The sequence below is a fragment of the Paraburkholderia graminis genome, assembly GCF_003330785.1.
GTDB lineage: Bacteria > Pseudomonadota > Gammaproteobacteria > Burkholderiales > Burkholderiaceae > Paraburkholderia > Paraburkholderia graminis.
This window is the reverse complement of record NZ_CP024935.1, coordinates 1791949-1811117: the sequence shown is the minus strand read 5'-3', so window position 1 is coordinate 1811117 and position 19169 is coordinate 1791949. Positions and strand designations below refer to the sequence as shown.

General features: G+C 63.8%; 16 protein-coding genes and 1 rRNA gene. 16 read left to right on the top strand and 1 reads right to left on the bottom strand.

From position 1 onward, the window contains the following. Nucleotide 1: 1 nt before the first annotated feature. From CUJ91_RS26255 to CUJ91_RS26230, 6 genes are all read left to right on the top strand, one after another. Nucleotides 2-1012, top strand: a complete 1011-nt coding sequence (locus CUJ91_RS26255) for a dihydroxyacetone kinase subunit DhaK (RefSeq protein WP_114157519.1) — start codon at nucleotides 2-4, stop codon at nucleotides 1010-1012. A gap of 12 nt (nucleotides 1013-1024) precedes the next feature. Beyond that, nucleotides 1025-1651, top strand: a complete 627-nt coding sequence (locus tag CUJ91_RS26250) for a DAK2 domain-containing protein (RefSeq protein ID WP_114157518.1) — start codon at nucleotides 1025-1027, stop codon at nucleotides 1649-1651. A gap of 433 nt (nucleotides 1652-2084) precedes the next feature. After that, a complete protein-coding gene (locus CUJ91_RS26245; protein ID WP_029970314.1) occupies nucleotides 2085-3065 on the top strand; it encodes a 2-keto-3-deoxygluconate permease in 981 nt (326 codons plus the stop codon). Next, nucleotides 3062-4417 carry a four-carbon acid sugar kinase family protein gene (locus CUJ91_RS26240; RefSeq protein WP_114157517.1) on the top strand — a complete coding sequence of 452 codons (1356 nt, stop codon included), beginning with the start codon at nucleotides 3062-3064 and terminating at the stop codon, nucleotides 4415-4417. The genes CUJ91_RS26245 and CUJ91_RS26240 overlap by 4 nt, the downstream gene beginning before the upstream one ends. A 72-nt stretch (nucleotides 4418-4489) precedes the next feature. After that, nucleotides 4490-5491, top strand: coding sequence for a 4-hydroxythreonine-4-phosphate dehydrogenase PdxA (pdxA, locus tag CUJ91_RS26235; RefSeq protein WP_114157516.1), 1002 nt, complete (start codon nucleotides 4490-4492; stop codon nucleotides 5489-5491). Nucleotides 5492-5569: 78 nt separating this feature from the next. After that, on the top strand, nucleotides 5570-6406 hold the full coding sequence (locus CUJ91_RS26230; protein WP_035570305.1) for a DeoR/GlpR family DNA-binding transcription regulator: 837 nt from the start codon (nucleotides 5570-5572) through the stop codon (nucleotides 6404-6406). 133 nt (nucleotides 6407-6539) lie between these two features. On the opposite strand, the gene CUJ91_RS26225 is transcribed toward CUJ91_RS26230, so the two are convergent. Next, on the bottom strand, nucleotides 6540-6890 hold the full coding sequence (locus CUJ91_RS26225; protein WP_114157515.1) for a hypothetical protein: 351 nt from the start codon (nucleotides 6888-6890) through the stop codon (nucleotides 6540-6542). A 572-nt stretch (nucleotides 6891-7462) separates the two neighbouring features. On the opposite strand from CUJ91_RS26225, the gene CUJ91_RS26220 reads away from it, so the two are divergent. The 10 genes from CUJ91_RS26220 to CUJ91_RS26175 all read left to right on the top strand — a co-directional run bounded on the left by CUJ91_RS26220 (nucleotide 7463) and on the right by CUJ91_RS26175 (nucleotide 19125). Then, entirely contained in the window at nucleotides 7463-8218 is a 756-nt protein-coding gene (locus tag CUJ91_RS26220; RefSeq protein WP_006053235.1) for a DeoR/GlpR family DNA-binding transcription regulator, read from the top strand. Between the two features lie 570 nt (nucleotides 8219-8788). Beyond that, complete coding sequence (phnS, locus tag CUJ91_RS26215) at nucleotides 8789-9877, top strand: 2-aminoethylphosphonate ABC transporter substrate-binding protein (RefSeq protein WP_029970318.1); 1089 nt, start codon at nucleotides 8789-8791, stop codon at nucleotides 9875-9877. Between the two features lie 100 nt (nucleotides 9878-9977). Then, nucleotides 9978-11078 carry a 2-aminoethylphosphonate ABC transport system ATP-binding subunit PhnT gene (gene phnT / locus CUJ91_RS26210; RefSeq protein WP_114158064.1) on the top strand — a complete coding sequence of 367 codons (1101 nt, stop codon included), beginning with the start codon at nucleotides 9978-9980 and terminating at the stop codon, nucleotides 11076-11078. Next, nucleotides 11056-12015, top strand: coding sequence for a 2-aminoethylphosphonate ABC transporter permease subunit (locus CUJ91_RS26205; protein ID WP_114157514.1), 960 nt, complete (start codon nucleotides 11056-11058; stop codon nucleotides 12013-12015). Before phnT ends, CUJ91_RS26205 begins: the two co-directional genes overlap by 23 nt. Continuing rightward, a complete protein-coding gene (phnV, locus tag CUJ91_RS26200) occupies nucleotides 12005-12868 on the top strand; it encodes a 2-aminoethylphosphonate ABC transport system, membrane component PhnV (RefSeq protein ID WP_006053231.1) in 864 nt (287 codons plus the stop codon). Before CUJ91_RS26205 ends, phnV begins: the two co-directional genes overlap by 11 nt. A gap of 94 nt (nucleotides 12869-12962) precedes the next feature. Further along, nucleotides 12963-13709 (top strand): phosphonate utilization associated transcriptional regulator, encoded by a 747-nt coding sequence (locus tag CUJ91_RS26195; protein WP_114158063.1) that lies wholly within the window; start codon nucleotides 12963-12965, stop codon nucleotides 13707-13709. 64 nt (nucleotides 13710-13773) lie between these two features. Beyond that, complete coding sequence (gene phnA, locus CUJ91_RS26190; RefSeq protein WP_114157513.1) at nucleotides 13774-15051, top strand: phosphonoacetate hydrolase; 1278 nt, start codon at nucleotides 13774-13776, stop codon at nucleotides 15049-15051. After that, a complete protein-coding gene (gene phnY, locus CUJ91_RS26185) occupies nucleotides 15048-16499 on the top strand; it encodes a phosphonoacetaldehyde dehydrogenase (protein ID WP_114157512.1) in 1452 nt (483 codons plus the stop codon). The genes phnA and phnY overlap by 4 nt, the downstream gene beginning before the upstream one ends. Before the next feature lie 4 nt (nucleotides 16500-16503). Continuing rightward, nucleotides 16504-17070 (top strand): phosphonate degradation HD-domain oxygenase, encoded by a 567-nt coding sequence (locus tag CUJ91_RS26180; protein ID WP_114157511.1) that lies wholly within the window; start codon nucleotides 16504-16506, stop codon nucleotides 17068-17070. A gap of 522 nt (nucleotides 17071-17592) precedes the next feature. Continuing rightward, a 16S ribosomal RNA gene (locus CUJ91_RS26175) occupies nucleotides 17593-19125 on the top strand. Nucleotides 19126-19169: the final 44 nt, after the last annotated feature.

Below are 19169 nucleotides of genomic sequence, written 5' to 3'. Positions count from 1 at the left end.
CGTGAAGAAAATCATCAATGAACCCGATGTCTTCGTCGACGAGATTATCGAAGGGCTGCTTGCCGCCCATCCGGCGTGGATCAAAAGCGCAACGGCCGACAAGCGGGCGCTGGTCCGCAAGGACGCGCCGAAAGAGGGGCGCGTGGGCATCGTGACGGGCGGCGGTTCGGGTCATCTGCCCGGCTTTCTCGGCTACGTGGGCGAGGGTTTGTGCAGCGGCGTCGCGGTGGGCAACGTGTTTTCGTCGCCGTCCGCCGAGCAGATTCTGGAGGCGACCAAGGCCGTGAACGGCGGCGCCGGCGTGCTCTACGTCTATGGAAACTACGGCGGCGACGTGCTGAATTTCGATCTCGCCGCCGATCTCGCCGAGCCGGAGGGCATCGAAATTCAGACAGTGGTGCTGACCGACGACGTCGCTTCCGCACCGAAACAGCGCGCCGCGGACCGCCGCGGCGTGGCGGGCATGCTGTTCGCGTTCAAATGCGCGGGAGCGGCAGCGGAGCGCGGCGATTCGCTCGACGACGTGGCGCGCATCTGCGGCAAGGCGAACGCCAGTTGCCGCACCATGGGCGTCGGCCTGTCGCCGACGATCCTGCCCGCCGCCGGCAAGCCGACCTTCACGCTGCCTGAAGGCGAGATGGAGATCGGTATCGGTATTCATGGCGAGCCCGGCACGCACCGCGGCAAGCTCGAATCCGCGGATGCCATTGCGGAGCGCATCACGCGCGAAATTCTCGACGACCTCGACGCGGAGAAAGGCTCACGCGTGGCATTGCTCGTCAACGGCCTCGGCGCGACGCCACTAGAAGAGCTGTATCTGCTCTATCGGCGTTCGGCGCGCCTGATCGCGGATCGCGGCCTGAAGGTGGCGCGCTCCTATGTCGGCGAATACGTGACGAGTCTCGAGATGGCGGGCGCATCCATTACGGTGATGCTGCTCGACGACGAGCTTCAGGCGCTGCTCGAAGCGCCGGCGAATTCGCCGTTCTTCCGCGACGGCACGGCATCCTGAAGAGGTCCGGCAATGACTGTATCCAGCAAGGAAATGCGTGAGGTTTTGACGCGCGCACTGAATGCGCTGCCGGCCCACGCCGACGAACTGCGCGAACTCGACGCGGCATTGGGCGACGGCGATCTCGGCATCACGGTACGCGCAGGATCGGCAGCGGTGGTGAAGGCGCTTTCCGCACTGCCCGACGAAGCATCGGTTTCGGAACTGCTGCTGGCTGCCGGCAAGGCGTTCTCGACCGCCAACCCGTCAACGTTCGCGGCGCTCGTGGGCGGCGGTCTGCTTGCTGCTGCCAAGGCGACGGCCGGGGTACAGAGCGCCGGGCGCGCCGACGCGCTGACGATCGGGCGCGCGGTGGCGGCTCGCATCGTCGAGCGCGGCAAGAGTCAGGTCGGCGACAAGACCGTGCTCGATGCGCTTGTTCCGAGCCTCGACACTCTGGAGGCATCGGAAGGCAGCGCCGTCGAACTGCTCGACGCGATGATCGCGACGGCGCAGGCGCAAGTCGCCGCCACGGCCTCGATGCAGTCGCGAAAAGGCCGTGCCGCCTGGGTGCAGGAACGGAGCATCGGCCATGCGGACCCCGGTGCGACCGCTTACGTGCGCTTTCTGGAGGCGCTGCGCACGGCGTTTGCCGCGTAGGGCGACAGAGAGCACGTTCATTGACGGTGCGGGCGGGTTCGCAGTCGCGCTGCCCGCGCCGGAAAAAGCATTCGCGGACGCGGCATAAGTGTCGCCTGTCGCCGCGTCCGCAGGTTATCGCCCTCCCTGGTAACCGAAGCTCATGCCCCCGCACGTCCATAGCTAGTCCACGCTGCCTCCCGCGTGTCGACGCTACGCGGAGCATGCGCGCCTGCGCTTTGCTGGCGGCTTGCTCGCGCTCGAACGCGTGCCGCGCATGATTAGCGACACGCCGCCGCCCAGACTCCCTAATTCCCACTCTGCCGTTTTGATCACTTCGATCATAAAAATGAGCGATTTGCGCAAGTCTGCCGACCGCAGTACACTTGGACATGATCGTTTCAATCAAAAAAGTGACCGATCCGATCAAAACCCAATCAGAGCGGAGACTGGCATGGCCCAAATAAACATCAAGCGCGGCATCGAACGCGTACCCGGCGGCATGATGATCGTCCCCCTGCTGTTAGGCGCACTCGTCGCGACCTTTCTGCCGGGCATGCCGAAGTTTTTCGGCTCGTTCACGAATGCGCTTTTCACTGGCGCGCTGCCGATTCTCGCGGTGTTCTACGTCTGCATGGGCGCGAGCATCGATGTGAAGGCGACACCCTATCTGCTCAAAAAGGGCGGGGCGCTGTTCGTCACCAAGGTTGGCGCGGCAATCGTCGTGGGCGTCGTGATGGGCCATTTCCTCGGTGAACAGCCGATTTCGTCCGGGCTGTTCGCCGGCCTGTCGACTCTTGCCGTGGTCGCGGCGATGAACGACACCAATGGCGGCCTCTACATGGCGTTGATGGGCCAGTACGGCCGTTCCGAGGACGTTGGCGCGTACACCATCATGTCGCTCGAATCGGGACCGTTCCTGACGATGGTCACGCTGGGCGTCGCCGGCCTGTCCGCGTTTCCGTGGCCCACGCTCGTCGGCAGCATATTGCCGCTTGTTTTCGGCATGCTGCTCGGCAATCTGGACCGCGAAATGCGGGCGTTTCTCGGCAAAGCTGTCCCGGTCATGATTCCTTTTTTCGCGCTGGCGCTCGGGGCCAGTCTGGACCTGCACAAGGTTTGGCAGGCCGGCGTCCTCGGCATTGGTCTGGGCATCGCCGTCGTGATCGTTACCGGCATTCCCCTCTATCTCGCCGACCGTCTGACGGGCGGCACCGGAGTCGCGGGCACCGCCGCGGCGAATACGGCAGGCAACGCGGCCGCCGTGCCCGCGCTGATCGCCGCGGCGAACCCGGTCTACGCGGAAGCAGCGAAAAGCGCGACGCTGCTGGTGGCCGCCTGTGTGGTGGTGACCGCGATCCTGTCGCCGATCCTGACCGCCGCGGTCGCAAAACGCGTGCAGGTACGGCGCGAATCGAGGGAGCTGGCGCGATGAGCATGCTGATCATCGCCGACGATCTGTCCGGCGCGGCGGATTGCGCGATCGGTTTCGCGAGCGCGGGCTATCGCACGGTCGTCGCGCTCGAGGCGTCGGCGCAAGCGCTCGACGCCCATGCGGCCGACGTGATCGCCGCCGATACCGACACGCGCCGGCTGACGGCCGCCGAGGCCGCGCGGCGCACTGCGGCGGCCTGGCAGGCGTTGCGCGTACCGGGCCGGCGTCTGTACAAGAAGATCGACTCGACGCTGCGCGGCAATTGGGCCGCGGAAGTCGCCGCGCTGCAATCGTTCGCGGGTCTGGCGATCGTTGCGCCGGCATTCCCGGCGACCGGCCGGACATTGCGCAGCGGTCGTGTGTTGGTGCACGGCAAGCCGCTGGAAGGCACCGATACCTGGAAGCTTGAAAACGCCGGCCGCGCCGCTGATCTGCATGCGATGCTGGCGGAGGTCGGTCTGTCGACGGCGCAACTGAACGTGGATGCGTTGCGCGAAGGCGGTCAGGCGCTCAGGGCGCGGATCGCGGCGGTGGCGGCGAGCGGCACGCAGGCGCTGATCGTCGACGCAGAGACCAGCGAAGACCTGCTGACGCTCGCGCAGGCCACCACCCAAATGGATCAGGCGTTGTTCTGGGTCGGCTCGGGTGGCCTTGCTCGCGAGATCGCGAGCCTTGAAGGCTTGTTCGACGCGCGAGCGGCAGAAGAGACCACAAGCGCTTCCGAACGGCAGCGAGAGGAACAGCAGAAACAGCAGAAGCAGCAAGACCATTCGCCGGTGCTGGTGCTGGTAGGCAGCCTGTCGGCGGTATCGGAGCGGCAGTGCGCGATGCTGCGCGATCGCGCCGGCATGGCGGAACTGACGGTGCCGCCAGGCGTGCTGCGTGACGGCGAACGTCACGCGGACTGGGCGGCATGGCAGACGCGCATTGGCGAGGCGCTCGGTACGCGCGCCGATCTCCTGCTGCGCATAGGCCGCGACGATGCGTTCGATCCTGCGGAAGGCGCGTTGCTGTCCGCGGCCCTTGCTGCGCTCGTCAAGCCGTACTTTGCGGCGCTCGGCGGCCTGATCGCCACGGGCGGCGAGACGGCGCGAGCGATGCTGAGCGCAGCCGGCATCGGCAGTATCGAACTGATCGCGGAGATCGAAGCGGGTGTGGCAGTCGGCAAGCCCGTCGCAACGTGCGCTTTGCGGCCGCATTTGCGTATCGTCACGAAGGCGGGCGCCTTCGGCACCGATCATGCGCTGTTCGCCGCCTGGCGCTATCTGCACGAAGCGCCGGCAGCACCGGTAGCGCCCGCAGCACCGGCAGCACCGGCAGCCGCCGGAACCGGATTACACGACTCGGCCTGATCGCCGCGTTGGCGTAATCAGGCAGGCAGGACTGGCAGGACAGCACAGACATCAAGGACCAGGCAAAACACCATGAGCAACTACCTTCCCGTAATCGGCATCACGATGGGCGACGCAGCGGGCGTCGGCCCGGAGATCGTCGTCAAGAGCCTTGCGCACGACATCGTTTACAAGCAGTGCCGTCCGCTCGTGATCGGCGATGCGCGCCGGCTCGAACGCGCGACTCAGATCGTTGGCGGCACGGCGAAAATCCGCCGTATCAAGGAAGCGGCCGAAGCGCGCTATGAGCCGGGCACGATCGACTGCATCGACCTCGATCTGATTCCCGACGATCTGCCGTTCGGCCAGTTGTCGGCAGTCGCGGGCGACGCCGCGTACCGGTTCATCGCGCGCGCGGTCGAGTTCGCGGAGGCGAAGCAGATCGACGCGATCTGCACGGCGCCGTTAAACAAGGAAGCGCTGCACGCGGGCGGGCACAAGTTTCCCGGCCACACTGAAATGCTTGCGTACCTGACGGGCGTCGATGAAGTGTCGATGATGCTGGTAGCGCCGCAACTGCGCGTGATCCACGTGACGACGCACATCGGCATCATCGACGCGATCCGCAAGATCGAGCCGGGCCTCGTGCAACGCACGATCGAGCGCGGCAACGCGACACTGGTCAAGGCCGGCATTGCGAAGCCGCGTATCGGCGTGTGCGGCATCAATCCACACGCGGGCGAGAACGGTCTGTTCGGTTACGGCGAGGAAGAAGAGAAGATCGTTCCGGCAGTGAAAGTGTTGCAGGAGCGCGGCCTGGACGTGACCGGCCCGCTACCCGCGGATACGCTGTTCTTCCGCGCGGGCCGGGGCGACTTCGATCTCGTCGTCGCGATGTATCACGACCAGGGACATGGCCCGGTGAAGGTGCTGGGTCTCGAAGCCGGCGTGAACGTGACGGTGGGTCTCGAAGTCATCCGTACCTCGGTCGATCATGGCACCGCATTTGACATCGCGGGCAAGGGCATCGCCGACGAGCGCAGCCTGCTGGAAGCACTGCGCCAGGGCGCGGAACTCGCGACGCGGCGCGGCTGAACCCGCGCAATTAACGCGGAAGATGGCGTGCGAACCGTGGTGTAACATCGGCAGCCTTGTTACAGCAGAATCACACCCATGAAAGCGTCCGAGCGCCATCGCGCGATTCTCGAACTCGTCCTGACCGGCGACGCCAACGTAGAGCAACTGAGCGCCGCGCTCGGCGTGTCCGAGGCAACCGTCCGGCGTGACCTGACGACGCTCGCCAATCAGCGGCGGCTAGTACGCACCTATGGCGGCGCGACCGCGCTTATCGGCTCGCATGAACCGGAGGCGTCGCTCGAGGAGCGCAAGGCGACGCAGCGCGATCAGAAGGAAGCGATTGCGCGTGCGGCTGCCGCGCACGTGCACGACGGCGATACGGTATTGCTTGACGGCGGCACCACCTGTGCAGCGCTCGCGCGGCATCTTGGCTCGCGTGCTGATCTTCATGTGGTTACCAACAACCTGCTTGCCGTCATGACGCTTGCCAATGCACCGGGCGTGCATCTGACGCTGATCGGCGGCGATCTGCGCAACACGAGCATGAGCACGCTCGGGCCGCTCGCCGAACTTTCGCTGAGCCGTTTGAGCGTGGACAAGGCGTTTCTGGGCGCCGACGGCGTGGTTGCCGGCTTCGGGCTTTGCGAGGCCAGCGCGCAGCAAGCGTATCTGAAGGACTGCATCATCCGGCGCGCGGCGCAGGTCATCGTGCTCGCGGACGCCGACAAGCTTGGCCGCTCGCGGCAGCAGCATTGGACTCCCCTCGAGCGCGACTGGCGGCTTATTACGTCGAGTGTCGCGGACGAGGCGTGTCTTGCGCCGTTCAGGGCGCTTCAGCGCGTCGTGGTGGAGACGGCCGATCTCGAGAACGCGCCGCTTGCTGCCACGCCCCGCGAAGCGGCGGTTCGAGGTACTGGAGTCGCTCGGGATTGAGCAGCGAGGGTTGATTGTCTGTATGGGCCAAGCCGCACAGCAACAAACCCAGCAGGGAACCGGAAGTCGCCGTTGTTTTGCTCAACGATGGCGTGACTCCATACGTCGTGGCCGCGTTACTTCTGCGATTGCATTAGCGCACGACGTGAGCGGATGCCGCGTGGCCTCTCACGCGAAGCACGTTGCCTTCCGGCGTGGTTTGCCGCGGAATCTCGGACATGTCCGGTTCTTCGTTGCGCAAGGTCTTTTGCGCAATACCTTGCTTCGCCACGAGCCGTGGAGCAGTTGCCAGCGCGCGCGGCGAACGCAGCTTTTTCGCGTGCAAGGCCACATGGCGTCGTACTGCGAGCCTGTGTGCGGTGCCGGCCCGGTGCGGGGCAGTCGCGCGCGCCTCAGGCGGATTCCACACCTCCGAATAGGTGCCGGCCCCGAAAGCCATCGGCGCGAACGCCGCGGTCAGTAACGCAAGTCCCAGTTTTCTCACGATTCCCCCTGCCTGCCTGTCATTGCTGCCACTTTTTGCAAGCCATCGGCTGATGCATGCATCAGCCGTGGCAGCCTGCGCAATAGCGGCGGTTCCGTGTGGGATACTGTACATCCATACAGGTTTTATCGCAATGGGATCTGCTTGGGCTGGTCATGTCGGCAGCGCGAGCAGCAATGGCCCTGCGGGCGATATGGCCCGTGACGAAGTCCTCGCACAGTTTCCGCTCCGTGTATGATTCCGGCGGCGAAGCTGTCACAGGCTGATTTGGTGCCTTGCGAGCAGGAACGGGGGCGTCGCCAGCGTCGTGGCGCGTGCGAATGTCTTGCCACTCTCCCAGCTTTTGCCGACGCGTCCGGCCGTCGTTCTAGCTGTTTCGCGGCCTTGGCATCGAACCTCATGGTCGGCGCAGGTTTTCGGCTGGCGAGTGAAAAAAGCTACGCTAACGTCTTGAACTCAGCAACTTGCAGACGACCGACTACTGATACGAAAAGCCCTTATTTCAAGGGCATTTGACAAAGAAGCACCCCGCGCGATACGCCTCTCGCGGGAAGACGAAGGAACCGTCCTGAATGCTGGCAGAACAACGTCATCAATACATCCTGGCGCAAGTCGCCAAAACCGGCGCGCTTTCGGTCGCCGAACTGGTGCGCGAATTGAACGTGTCGCGCGAGACGATCCGCCGCGACCTTAACGCGCTGGCCGGGCGCGGCCTGCTCGTCACCACGCATGGCGGCGCGCTATCGAGCGACCGGCGCGAGCCCGACCTCGACACCCGTGAAGCCGCGAATGCGGGCGCGAAGCGTGCGATCGGCGAGCGCGCCGCGCAGTTCGTTCCTGACGGCGCATCGCTGATCGTCGACTCCGGCAGCACCACGCAGGCCGTCGCGCGAGCCTTGCTCGACCGCCACCGCCTGTCGGTCTATACCAACGACTGGCGCATCGCGCTCTTGCTCGGCCGGCGCAATGACAATCGCGTCACGCTGCTCGGCGGCGAGCTCTCCGACATCGAAGACGCGACCTTCGGGCTCGACACCGTTCACCAGCTCACGCAATATCACGCGGACTTCGCCTTCATCGGCGCGGGCGGCATCTCGCCCGACGGCTATCTGACCGACTACAGCCGCATGGCCGCCGAGGTGCGCAGCCGCATGATCGCCGCCGCCGACACCGTGGTCGTCGTCGCCGATCATTCGAAGTTCGGCCGCGTGACGCCTGTGCGCATCAACGGTATCGAATCGGCGCGCTATCTCGTGACCGAGCTGGCGCCCGAGCGCTCGCTCGGCAAGGCCATCACCGATCATGGTCCGGAAATCGTGATTGCCTGAGCGACGCGCGCAAGCAGGCAGATGCCCAGGCCGCCGCGCCGTACGACGCGCGGCGGTTGCAAAAAGGCGCATGCAACACGCCCACACAACCGCCCGGTCACGCGTCCGCGCAATTCGTTCGCTGATACCCGCCACGCATCCGGCGGCAACGTCGGAATTCCCCAGCATGTTCTCCTGGCACTTCGTTGCAGCTTGGCTATTATTGGCGAATTGTGTCGTTTTTTGGAATTCGACAGAATGGTCATGGCGTTGTCATCGAAACCTGTGATCCTTGCCGTGCCCATGCAGGCGTGGCAGGCAGCGCGAAGGTCGTAAGAAGCTGTATGCCGGGGCAAACATCACGCGTTCGGGTTGTCGGCAATCTGCAATCCACACGGGACAGCGGCGCCGCCGCCGGGCAACATGCAGGCAAACAAGCAGTCAACACGCACGCAACGGTTACGCAAACAGCAAGCAAGCAGCACGCAGGCAACAGATAAAAGCGCAAACGGCGCGGCCCACGCGCCGTTCAATCACAACAGGTATCGGGTTTTCCCGGCCGTCTGGTTTTAAGCCTTTCGGAGAAGCGACATGACAAAGACCAATTCCTCTCAAGCCACGGGCCTCGCACGCAAGCTGTTGCCGGCGCTGCTGGCCGCCACGTTGTTCGGCGGCGCGGCGATACAGGCGCACGCGGCCGACGCCGTCGTGCTCTACACCGCCGACGGCCTCGAAAATCTCTACAAGGACGTGTTGCCGGCCTTCGAAAAGAAGGAAGGCGTGAAGGTGAACATCGTCACCGCGGGCAGCGGGGAAGTGGTGAACCGCGCGACCATCGAGAAAGATCAGCCGAAGGCCGACGTGCTCGTGACCTTGCCGCCGTTCATCCAGCAAGCGGACCAGAACGGTCTGCTGCAGGCTTATCAGAGCGCGAACTACAAGAACGTCCCGGCGATCGCCAAGGCATCCAATGGCGCGTGGGCGACCTTCGTGAACAACTACTTCTCGTTCGCGATCAATCCTGAAGTCACGAAAAACGCGCCGAAGACTTTCGCCGATCTGCTGCATCCCGACTACAGCGGCAAGATCGCGTACTCGAATCCGGCGACGGCCGGCGACGGCATGGCCGTGATCATCCTGACGTCGTCGCTGATGGGCGAGGACAAGGCGTTCGAGTATCTGAAGAAGCTCGAGCAAAGCGCCAAGTTCCACACCAAGGGCACGGGTTATCTGGACGTGCTGCTCTCGCGTAACGAAATCGCGTTCGCGAACGGCGATCTGCAAATGGATCTCGACGACGCGGCCAACGGCGGCTTGTCGCTCAAGCCGGTGTTTCTCGCGGCGGCGCCGGGCGGCCAGCCGACCACGTTCCAGTTGCCTTACGCGATCGGTCTGATCAAGAACGGTCCGAACCAGGCGCAAGGCAAGAAGCTGATCGACTATCTGATGTCGACGGAAGTGCAAGCGAAAGTGCCGGACATCTTCGGCATTCCTGGCCGCACCGACGTGCCGCTCGCCGGCAAGAACGGCGAAACGGTCAAGCAGGCCATCGCGGGCGTGAAGCTGATTCCGGTGGACTGGAATCAGGTCATGGCGAAGAAAGCCGATTGGACCGCGCGCTGGAAGAACGACGTGGTCGGTTCGTCGGGCAAGCAGATCGAAGTCGTCAAGCCGAAGTAAGTTTGCATACGAAGTAAGTCTGGAACATGCAGCGCCTGCGCGATCTTTTTGAGCCGCCACGGCGCTGCACGCGCATCAATCTTGTTGGAGGATGAACTCGGTGAATACCGCCAGTCTTGCTGATCCAGGCGCGCTCGGCGCCTCGCCGGACGCCCTCGGCGCGGCGCGTTCGGACGCGCCCGGCGGCGTGCAGATCGACCATCTGACGGTGCGCTTCGGCTCGCGCACCGTGCTCGACGATCTGTCGCTGACGATCCAGCGCGGCGAGTTGCTGACCGTGCTCGGCCGCAGCGGCTGCGGCAAGACCACGCTGCTGCGCTTCATCGCCGGTTTCATCGAGGCGGACGGGTTGTCGGGCACGCTGACCGTTGCCGGTCACGATCTCACGCACGTATCGCCGCATAAGCGCAATCTCGGGCTGCTGTTCCAGAGCTACGCGCTGTTTCCGCATCTGTCGGTGTTCGAGAACGTCGCGTTCGGCTTGCGCGCGCGGCGCGTATCGGCGAAAGACATCACGCGTCGCGTCGCCGATGCGTTGAAGCTCGTGCAACTCGGCGACGCCGGGCATGTGATGCCCGCGCAGCTTTCTGGCGGCATGCAGCAGCGCGTGGCACTCGCCCGCGCGCTGGTGATCGAGCCGGACGTGCTGCTGCTCGACGAGCCGCTGTCCGCACTCGACGCCAATCTGCGCGCGTCGGTGCGCTCCGAACTCAAGGCACTGCACGAGCGCCTGCCGCATCTGACGATTGTCTGCGTGACGCACGATCAGGACGACGCGCTGGTGCTCTCGGACCGCACGCTGCTGATGCGCGACGGACGCATCGCGCAGCTCGGCACGCCGCAACAGTTATACGACGCGCCGGCCGACGCGTTCGTCGCGCGCTATCTCGGCGCGGCCAATCTGCTGCCGCCGCAAGTCGCTTTCAGCATGGACGACTCGCGCTATAACGAGCGTGAGCGCGTCGCTTGTCTGCGGCCCGAGGCGCTGCGCATCGTGCCGCTCGGCGAAGGGCACTTGCATGGCGCGATTGCGTCGGTGGAATGGTATGGCGCGGTGTTGTCGGTTTCCGTCATGCTCGACGCAATGCCGAACGAACCGGTGCTCGTCACGATGCAGCGCGGCCACGGCATGATGCCGGAGAAAGGCGCGCGTGTTTCCCTGCGTTATGAGGCTGACGATGTCGTCCTTATCAAGCCCTGAGGCGCCGGCTTCGCTGACCGCATCGGCGTCGGCTTCCGCAGCCGCCGACGCTCGCCGCAGCGCGAGCGCCGCTTCGCATCGCGCCGCGGTGAAGCGCCGCCAGCGCGCGGCGCAATGGCATCTGCTGTTCATCGCGGTGGTCGTGCTCGGACCGCTCGTCATCTATCCGCTCGTGCGGCTGGTGGCGCTGAGTTTGAGCGGGCCGCATGGCTTCGGTCTGCAAGCGTATGCGGCGTTCTTCGGCAATCCGGAAACGCGCGGCGTGATCGGCACGACGCTATGGATTCTGTTCGCGAGCGCAGGACTCGCGTCGCTGCTTGGCGTGGCGCTTGCCTCACTGCTGTTCTTCAAGCCGTTTCCCGGCGCGCGCCTCGTCACGCGCTTTCTCGAACTGTTCGTCGCGTTCCCGTCGTTCCTCGTCGCCTTCACGCTGATCTTTTTGTACGGCTCGCAGGGCTCGGTGAGCATCGGCTTGCAGCGGCTCTTTCATCTTCAGGCGCCGCCGCTCGATTTTCTGTTCGGCGTGGGCGGCGTGATTCTCGCCGAAGTCGTGTTCTACGCGCCGTTCGTCGTTCGCCCGACGCTGGCCTCGTTCGCCACGCTCGACATGCGCCTGATCGAAGCCGCCCGCAGCCTCGGCGCGAGCGGCTGGATGGTCGCGTTCAAGGTGATCGTGCCGCTCGCGTGGCCGGGCATCGCGGCGGGCACGATCCTGTGCTTTCTGCTCACGCTCAACGAGTTCGGCATTCTGCTCGTGCTCGGCAGCGCGCATCTGATTACGTTGCCGGTCGCGATCTACAGTTCGGCCACCGTCGATCTCGATCTGCCGACGGCTGCCGCCGGCGCGGTCGTGATGCTCGTCATGTCTTTGTCGCTGTACGCGTTGTACCGCCAGGTCAATCGCCGCAAAGTGAAAGGAGCGGGTCATGGCCGATGAACTCGATCCGACCGTGCTGCCGGTCATGCACATGAAGGCGCGGCCGGTGCGCCGCAGTCTCGTCGTCAGAATGCTCGGCGGATTGTTCCTCGGCTTTGCGGCGCTGTTGTGCTTCTGGCTTTTCGTGTTGCCGGTGATCGTGGTCGCGCTATCGAGCGTGGCGGCTCACTGGTCAGGCACGATCCTGCCCGACGGCTTCAGCACGCGCTGGTTCGAGCGGCTCTCGTCGAGCGATTTCGACGCGCTGACGACGAGCCTCGAAATCGGCATGGGCGTCGCCGTGCTCGGCACGATTCTCGGGCTCTGGCTCGCGCTTGCGCTCGAAGGACGCGACCGGCGCGGCCTCGGCGCTTTCGTCGACACCATCGCGATGATGCCCAACGGCGTGCCGAGCGTCGTGCTCGGGCTCGCGGTGCTGATCGCGTATCACAAGCGGCCGGTGGATTTGTCGAGTTCGGCGGCGATCGTCGTGTTCGTGCAACTCGCGCTGGTCCTGCCGTTCTGCTACCGATGCGCGGCCGCCGCGCTGCGCCCCGAGTTGACCGTTCTGCGCGAAGCGGCCGCGAGCCTCGGCGCGCCTCCGTCGATGGTGCTGCGCCGCGTCGTGCTGCCGCAACTCGTGCCGGCGATCCGCGCGAGTCTCGCGCTCGGCTTCGCGTTGTCGCTCGGCGAACTGGGCGCGACGCTCACGGTTTATCCGCCGGGCTTCGCGACGGTGCCGATCGTGGTCGTCGGTCAGGTGGAGCGTGGTTATTACTTGCCGGCGTCGGCGCTGTCGCTGATCTTGCTGCTCGTTTCGCTTGCCGCGCTGCTCGTCATTGCCGCGCGCGTGCCGCGTCGCCGGATCGACTGAGCCCGTATCCACGATTTCCCTGCTTGCGTTGCGCGTCTGGCTCACGAGACGCCGTCGCGCAAATGTCCTTTTTGATGTGGCGAAATTTGTCAAAATGACCGAATATATGCAAACTGCTTCTGTCGATCCGATTGAGGTTGTGCGCCGGCATTCGCTGACGGCGCTGGTCCGCGACGAAATCGAAAGGCACATCGTCGAGGGCGAGCTTGCGCCGGGCGACAAGCTCAACGAAGCGGAGTGGGCCGCGCGTCTGCGCGTGTCGCGCGGGCCGGTTCGCGAGGCGTTTCGGGCGCTCGAGCAGGCGGGGCTCGTGCGCACTGAGAAGAACCGCGGCGTGTTCGTGCGGACGGTGTCGCTCGCCGAGGCGGACGAAATTTACGCGGTGCGCGCCGTGCTCGAGGAGGCAGCGTGCCGCATGCTGGCCGCGAGCATCGACGCGCAACAACTCGCGGTGCTGCGCGACTGGCTCGACGCGATGCGCGCCGCGCTCGACACGCAGGACGCCGACGCGTATGCGCGCGCCAACGTCGCGTTTCACGATGCGATCGTCGCGGCGGCCGGCAATGTGAAGCTGTATGAGACGTATCGAAGGCTGGTGAGCGAGCTGAGTCTTTTTCGCCGCGCGGCGCTGGTCGTGCATGCCGACGCGATGGAGCGCTCGCTGGCCGAGCATCGCGCGATTCTGACCGCGCTGGCTTCACGCGACGCCGCGCGTGCCGCGGCGCTGATGCAGGCTCATGTGCACGGCGGCTTGCAGCGCGCGCATGCGGCGTGCGAGGAAAGCGGCGCGGCGGCAGGCCAGTTGGATGCGGCGCGATTTACGCCGGCGTCGGACGAGTGAAGCGATGAAGTGGTCATAACCGATTGGCTCGAGCATGCGTGCGCGGCACGCAGGGACGGGAACAATGGCAAGCACGAACGAAGAAACGGTTGGGCGGATGATTGAAGTCAACGGCCGCCGCTACAGGCTGCCGTCGCGACCGACGGTCGTGGTGTGCGTCGACGGCTGTGAGTTCGATTATCTCGAGGCGGCGGTCGCGGCCGGCGTTGCGCCGTTCGTCGGCAAGATGCTGAAGGGTGGCGCGGCCTTCAAGGGCGATTGCGTGATCCCGTCGTTCACCAACCCGAACAATCTGTCGATCGTGTGCGGCGTGCCGCCTTCGGTGCACGGCATCTGCGGCAATTACTTCTGGGACCCGGACGCGAACGATGGTGCGGGCGCCGAAGTGATGATGAACGATCCGGCCTATCTGCGCGCCGGCACGTTGCTGGCTGCCGCGAGCGAAGCCGGCGCGGCGGTCGCCGTCGTCACCGCGAAAGACAAGTTGCGCCGCTTGCTGGGCTGGCAGTTGAACGGCATCTGCTTTTCGGCGGAAAAAGCGGACACGGTGACGCGCGAGGAAAACGGCATCGACGAAGTGCTCGATCTGGTCGGCTTGCCGCTGCCCGACGTGTACAGCGCGGCGCTGTCGGAGTTCGTGTTCGCGGCGGGCGTGCGGCTCGCGCAAACGCGCACGCTCGACCTGATGTATCTGTCCACGACCGATTACATCCAGCACAAATTCGCGCCGGGCACCGAAGGCGCGAACGCGTTCTACGCGATGATGGACGGCTATCTCGCGCAACTCGACGCGCTCGGCTGGGTGATCGGACTGACCGCCGATCACGGCATGAACGCGAAGCACGATCCGCAAACCGGCGAGCCGAACGTGATCTATCTGCAGGACGTGCTGGACGAATGGCTCGGCGCTCGCAGGGCGCGCGTGATTCTGCCGATCACGGACCCGTACGTGGTGCATCACGGCGCGCTCGGTTCGTTCGCGACAATCTATTTGCCACGCGATGTGAGCGCCGCGCAGGTGATCGAGCGTATTCGCGGCCTTGCGGGAGTCGAACTCGCGCTCGATAACCGCGCCGCGTGCGAACGCTTCGAGTTGCCCAACGACCGCGTCGGCGACATCGTTGTGATCGGCACGAAGCATGTCGTGCTCGGCACACGCTGCGACGAGCACGATCTTTCCGGATTGACCGTGCCGTTGCGCTCGCATGGCGGCTTGTCGGAACAGGAAGTGCCGCTGCTTTTCAATCGGCGCGTAGAAGGATCGCCTACCGCGGACAGTGGCCGGCGGCTGCGCAACTTCGATATCTTCGACGTCGCATTGAACCGCGTGTCGGCATCATGAACACGACGCTGCGGGACCATCCGGCCTTCCGGGCGGAAACGCTGCGGCTCGAAGGCGAACGCCCGGCGCGTCCTCGCTCGTTCGACGTGTTCGATCCATACACGGGTACGCGCGTGGGCACGGCCGCGCTTGCAAGCGTCGACGATGTGCGCGCCGCGTTCAACTACGCCGCGGCTTATCAGCCGAAGCTCACGCGCTATGAACGCTCGCAGATTCTCGAGCGCGCGGCCGCTTTGTTGCGCGAGAGAACCGAAGAGGCGTCGGATCTGATCTCGCTGGAATCGGGTCTGTCGAAGCAGGACTCGCGCTATGAAATTGGCCGCGTCGCCGACGTGTTCAAGTTCGCCGCGATGGAAGCATTGCGCGACGACGGGCAGAGTTTTGCCTGCGATCTGACGCCACACGGCAAGCGGCGGCGCGTGTTTTCGCAACGCGAGCCGCTCGCCGGCGTGATCGTCGCCATCACGCCGTTCAACCATCCGATGAACCAGGTCGCGCATAAGATCGCGCCGGCAATCGCGACGAATAATCGCGTCGTGGTGAAGCCGTCGGAGAAGGTGCCGTTATCGGCGCTTTATCTCGCCGACATTCTGTACGAGGCCGGTTTGCCCGCGCCGATGCTGCAAGTGCTGACCGGCGACCCGCGCGAAATCGCCGATGAACTGATCACGCATCCGCTGGCTGAACTCGTCACCTTCACGGGCGGCGTGGCGATCGGCAAATACATCGCGGCGAAGGCGGCGTATCGGCGTGTCGTGCTCGAGTTGGGCGGCAACGATCCGCTGATCGTGCTCGACGACGCCGATCTCGAGCGCGCGGCGACGCTCGCCGTGCAGGGCTCGTACAAGAACTCGGGTCAACGCTGCACGGCGGTCAAGCGGATGCTCGTGCAACAACGCGTCGCGGCGGATTTCGCCGAGCTGGTCGTCGAGAAGACGCGGGCCTGGCGCTTCGGCGATCCATTCGATGCGGCCAATCAGATGGGCACGGTCATCGACGTCGCGGCGGCGCAGCTTTTCGAATCGCGCGTGAACGAGGCGATTGCGGGCGGCGCGCGTTTGCTTGCCGGCAATCGGCGCAATGGCGCGCTGTATTCGCCGACGGTGCTCGACAGAGTTGAGCCCCAAATGAGCGTGGTGCGTGAGGAAACCTTCGGGCCGGTGTCGCCGATCATCACGTTCGACACGCTCGACGACGCTATCCGCATCAGCAACGGCACGCGATTCGGTTTGTCGTCGGGCGTGTGCACGAACCGACAGGACGCGATCACGCGTTTCATCAACGAGTTGCGGGTGGGCACGGTCAACGTGTGGGAAGTGCCGGGCTATCGGATCGAGTTGACGCCGTTCGGCGGAATCAAGGATTCGGGGCTCGGATACAAGGAAGGCGTTCAGGAAGCGATGAAGAGCTTTACCAATCTGAAAACTTTTTCTTTACCGTGGGAGTGACGGCGTGGCACTGAGTGTGAGCGACATCCGTTCGCTGTTCGAGCAATATGGCGGCATCGCTTATAGCGGCGAACCGGTCACGCAACTCCAGCATGCATTGCAAAGCGGCGCACTCGCGGAAGAAGCGGGCGCGAACGACGAACTCGTCGTCGCCGCGTTTTTGCACGACCTCGGACATTTGCTGAATCTCCAAGGCGCGACGCCGACGGAGCGGGGCATCGACGATCTGCACCAGTACTTCGCGTTGCCGTTTCTGCGCGCCGTGCTGCCGGACGCGGTGCTGGAGCCGATTCGCCTGCATGTGGACGCGAAGCGCTGCCTTTGCGCCATCGACGACGCGTATTTCGACCAGCTTTCCGCCGATTCGGTGCGAAGTCTGCAGTTGCAAGGCGGGATCTTCAGCCGCGACGAAGCGGAAGCGTTTCTCGAGAAGCCGTACGCACAGGACGCGCTGCGTCTGCGTAAATGGGACGACCGCGCAAAAGAAGAAAATCGCGCGACGCCGGATATCGATCACTACCTCGCAGTGGTCGAGCGCGTCATGCATAAGCGCACGATTGCGGGAGGTTGAACGGTCCGGTTTTCATTGCTCGTGACAATCGTTTTGGGGCAATTTCCTTATGTGGAAATAACGCTTGCAAGGCGCCGGCCGGCTCGCTAGAATCTCGCTCTTTCGTGCTCCGGACGCCGGGGCACGGGAAGCGGGAGAGCCAATAGCGGCAAGGCTTCCAGCGGTGGCGGCGGGTTCAGTCAGTAGCAAAAACCTGTTGACGGCGCGACGGAAGTTCTTCATAATCTCGCTTCTCTGCTGCTGATGCAGCGACGCAGAACGAAGCAGTGCCAGGGTGGTTGCAGTGGGCGCTGTGAAGTGTGCGAACCGATCTTTAAAAACTAACAGCCGATAAGTGTGGGCGCTTGATGCGCGACGCGCGCCGGGTTGCGGGGTTTTCTCCGGAGCCGGGCGAAAAGCGAAAGTATCAAGTCTCACACAGTAATGAAAGGAAGGTTTGGTCATCGAAAGATGGTTGAACACTTCGTCAGTACGTTGAGTGAGCGACCGGGTTCGAAAGAGCCCGAAAACAGTAACAGGTTTGAACTGAAGAGTTTGATCCTGGCTCAGATTGAACGCTGGCGGCATGCCTTACACATGCAAGTCGAACGGCAGCACGGGAGCAATCCTGGTGGCGAGTGGCGAACGGGTGAGTAATACATCGGAACGTGTCCTGTAGTGGGGGATAGCCCGGCGAAAGCCGGATTAATACCGCATACGCTCTGCGGAGGAAAGCGGGGGATCCTTCGGGACCTCGCGCTACAGGGGCGGCCGATGGCAGATTAGCTAGTTGGTGGGGTAAAGGCCTACCAAGGCGACGATCTGTAGCTGGTCTGAGAGGACGACCAGCCACACTGGGACTGAGACACGGCCCAGACTCCTACGGGAGGCAGCAGTGGGGAATTTTGGACAATGGGCGCAAGCCTGATCCAGCAATGCCGCGTGTGTGAAGAAGGCCTTCGGGTTGTAAAGCACTTTTGTCCGGAAAGAAAACCGCCTGGCTAATATCCGGGCGGGATGACGGTACCGGAAGAATAAGCACCGGCTAACTACGTGCCAGCAGCCGCGGTAATACGTAGGGTGCAAGCGTTAATCGGAATTACTGGGCGTAAAGCGTGCGCAGGCGGTTCGCTAAGACAGATGTGAAATCCCCGGGCTTAACCTGGGAACTGCATTTGTGACTGGCGGGCTAGAGTATGGCAGAGGGGGGTAGAATTCCACGTGTAGCAGTGAAATGCGTAGAGATGTGGAGGAATACCGATGGCGAAGGCAGCCCCCTGGGCCAATACTGACGCTCATGCACGAAAGCGTGGGGAGCAAACAGGATTAGATACCCTGGTAGTCCACGCCCTAAACGATGTCAACTGGTTGTCGGGCCTTCATTGGCTTGGTAACGTAGCTAACGCGTGAAGTTGACCGCCTGGGGAGTACGGTCGCAAGATTAAAACTCAAAGGAATTGACGGGGACCCGCACAAGCGGTGGATGATGTGGATTAATTCGATGCAACGCGAAAAACCTTACCTACCCTTGACATGTACGGAAGTCCGCTGAGAGGTGGATGTGCCCGAAAGGGAGCCGTAACACAGGTGCTGCATGGCTGTCGTCAGCTCGTGTCGTGAGATGTTGGGTTAAGTCCCGCAACGAGCGCAACCCTTGTCCCTAGTTGCTACGCAAGAGCACTCCAGGGAGACTGCCGGTGACAAACCGGAGGAAGGTGGGGATGACGTCAAGTCCTCATGGCCCTTATGGGTAGGGCTTCACACGTCATACAATGGTCGGAACAGAGGGTCGCCAAGCCGCGAGGTGGAGCCAATCCCAGAAAACCGATCGTAGTCCGGATCGCACTCTGCAACTCGAGTGCGTGAAGCTGGAATCGCTAGTAATCGCGGATCAGCATGCCGCGGTGAATACGTTCCCGGGTCTTGTACACACCGCCCGTCACACCATGGGAGTGGGTTTTACCAGAAGTGGCTAGTCTAACCGCAAGGAGGACGGTCACCACGGTAGGATTCATGACTGGGGTGAAGTCGTAACAAGGTAGCCGTATCGGAAGGTGCGGCTGGATCACCTCCTTTCCAGAGCTGAACGTGTCAAACGTTGAGCGCTCACGCTTATCGGC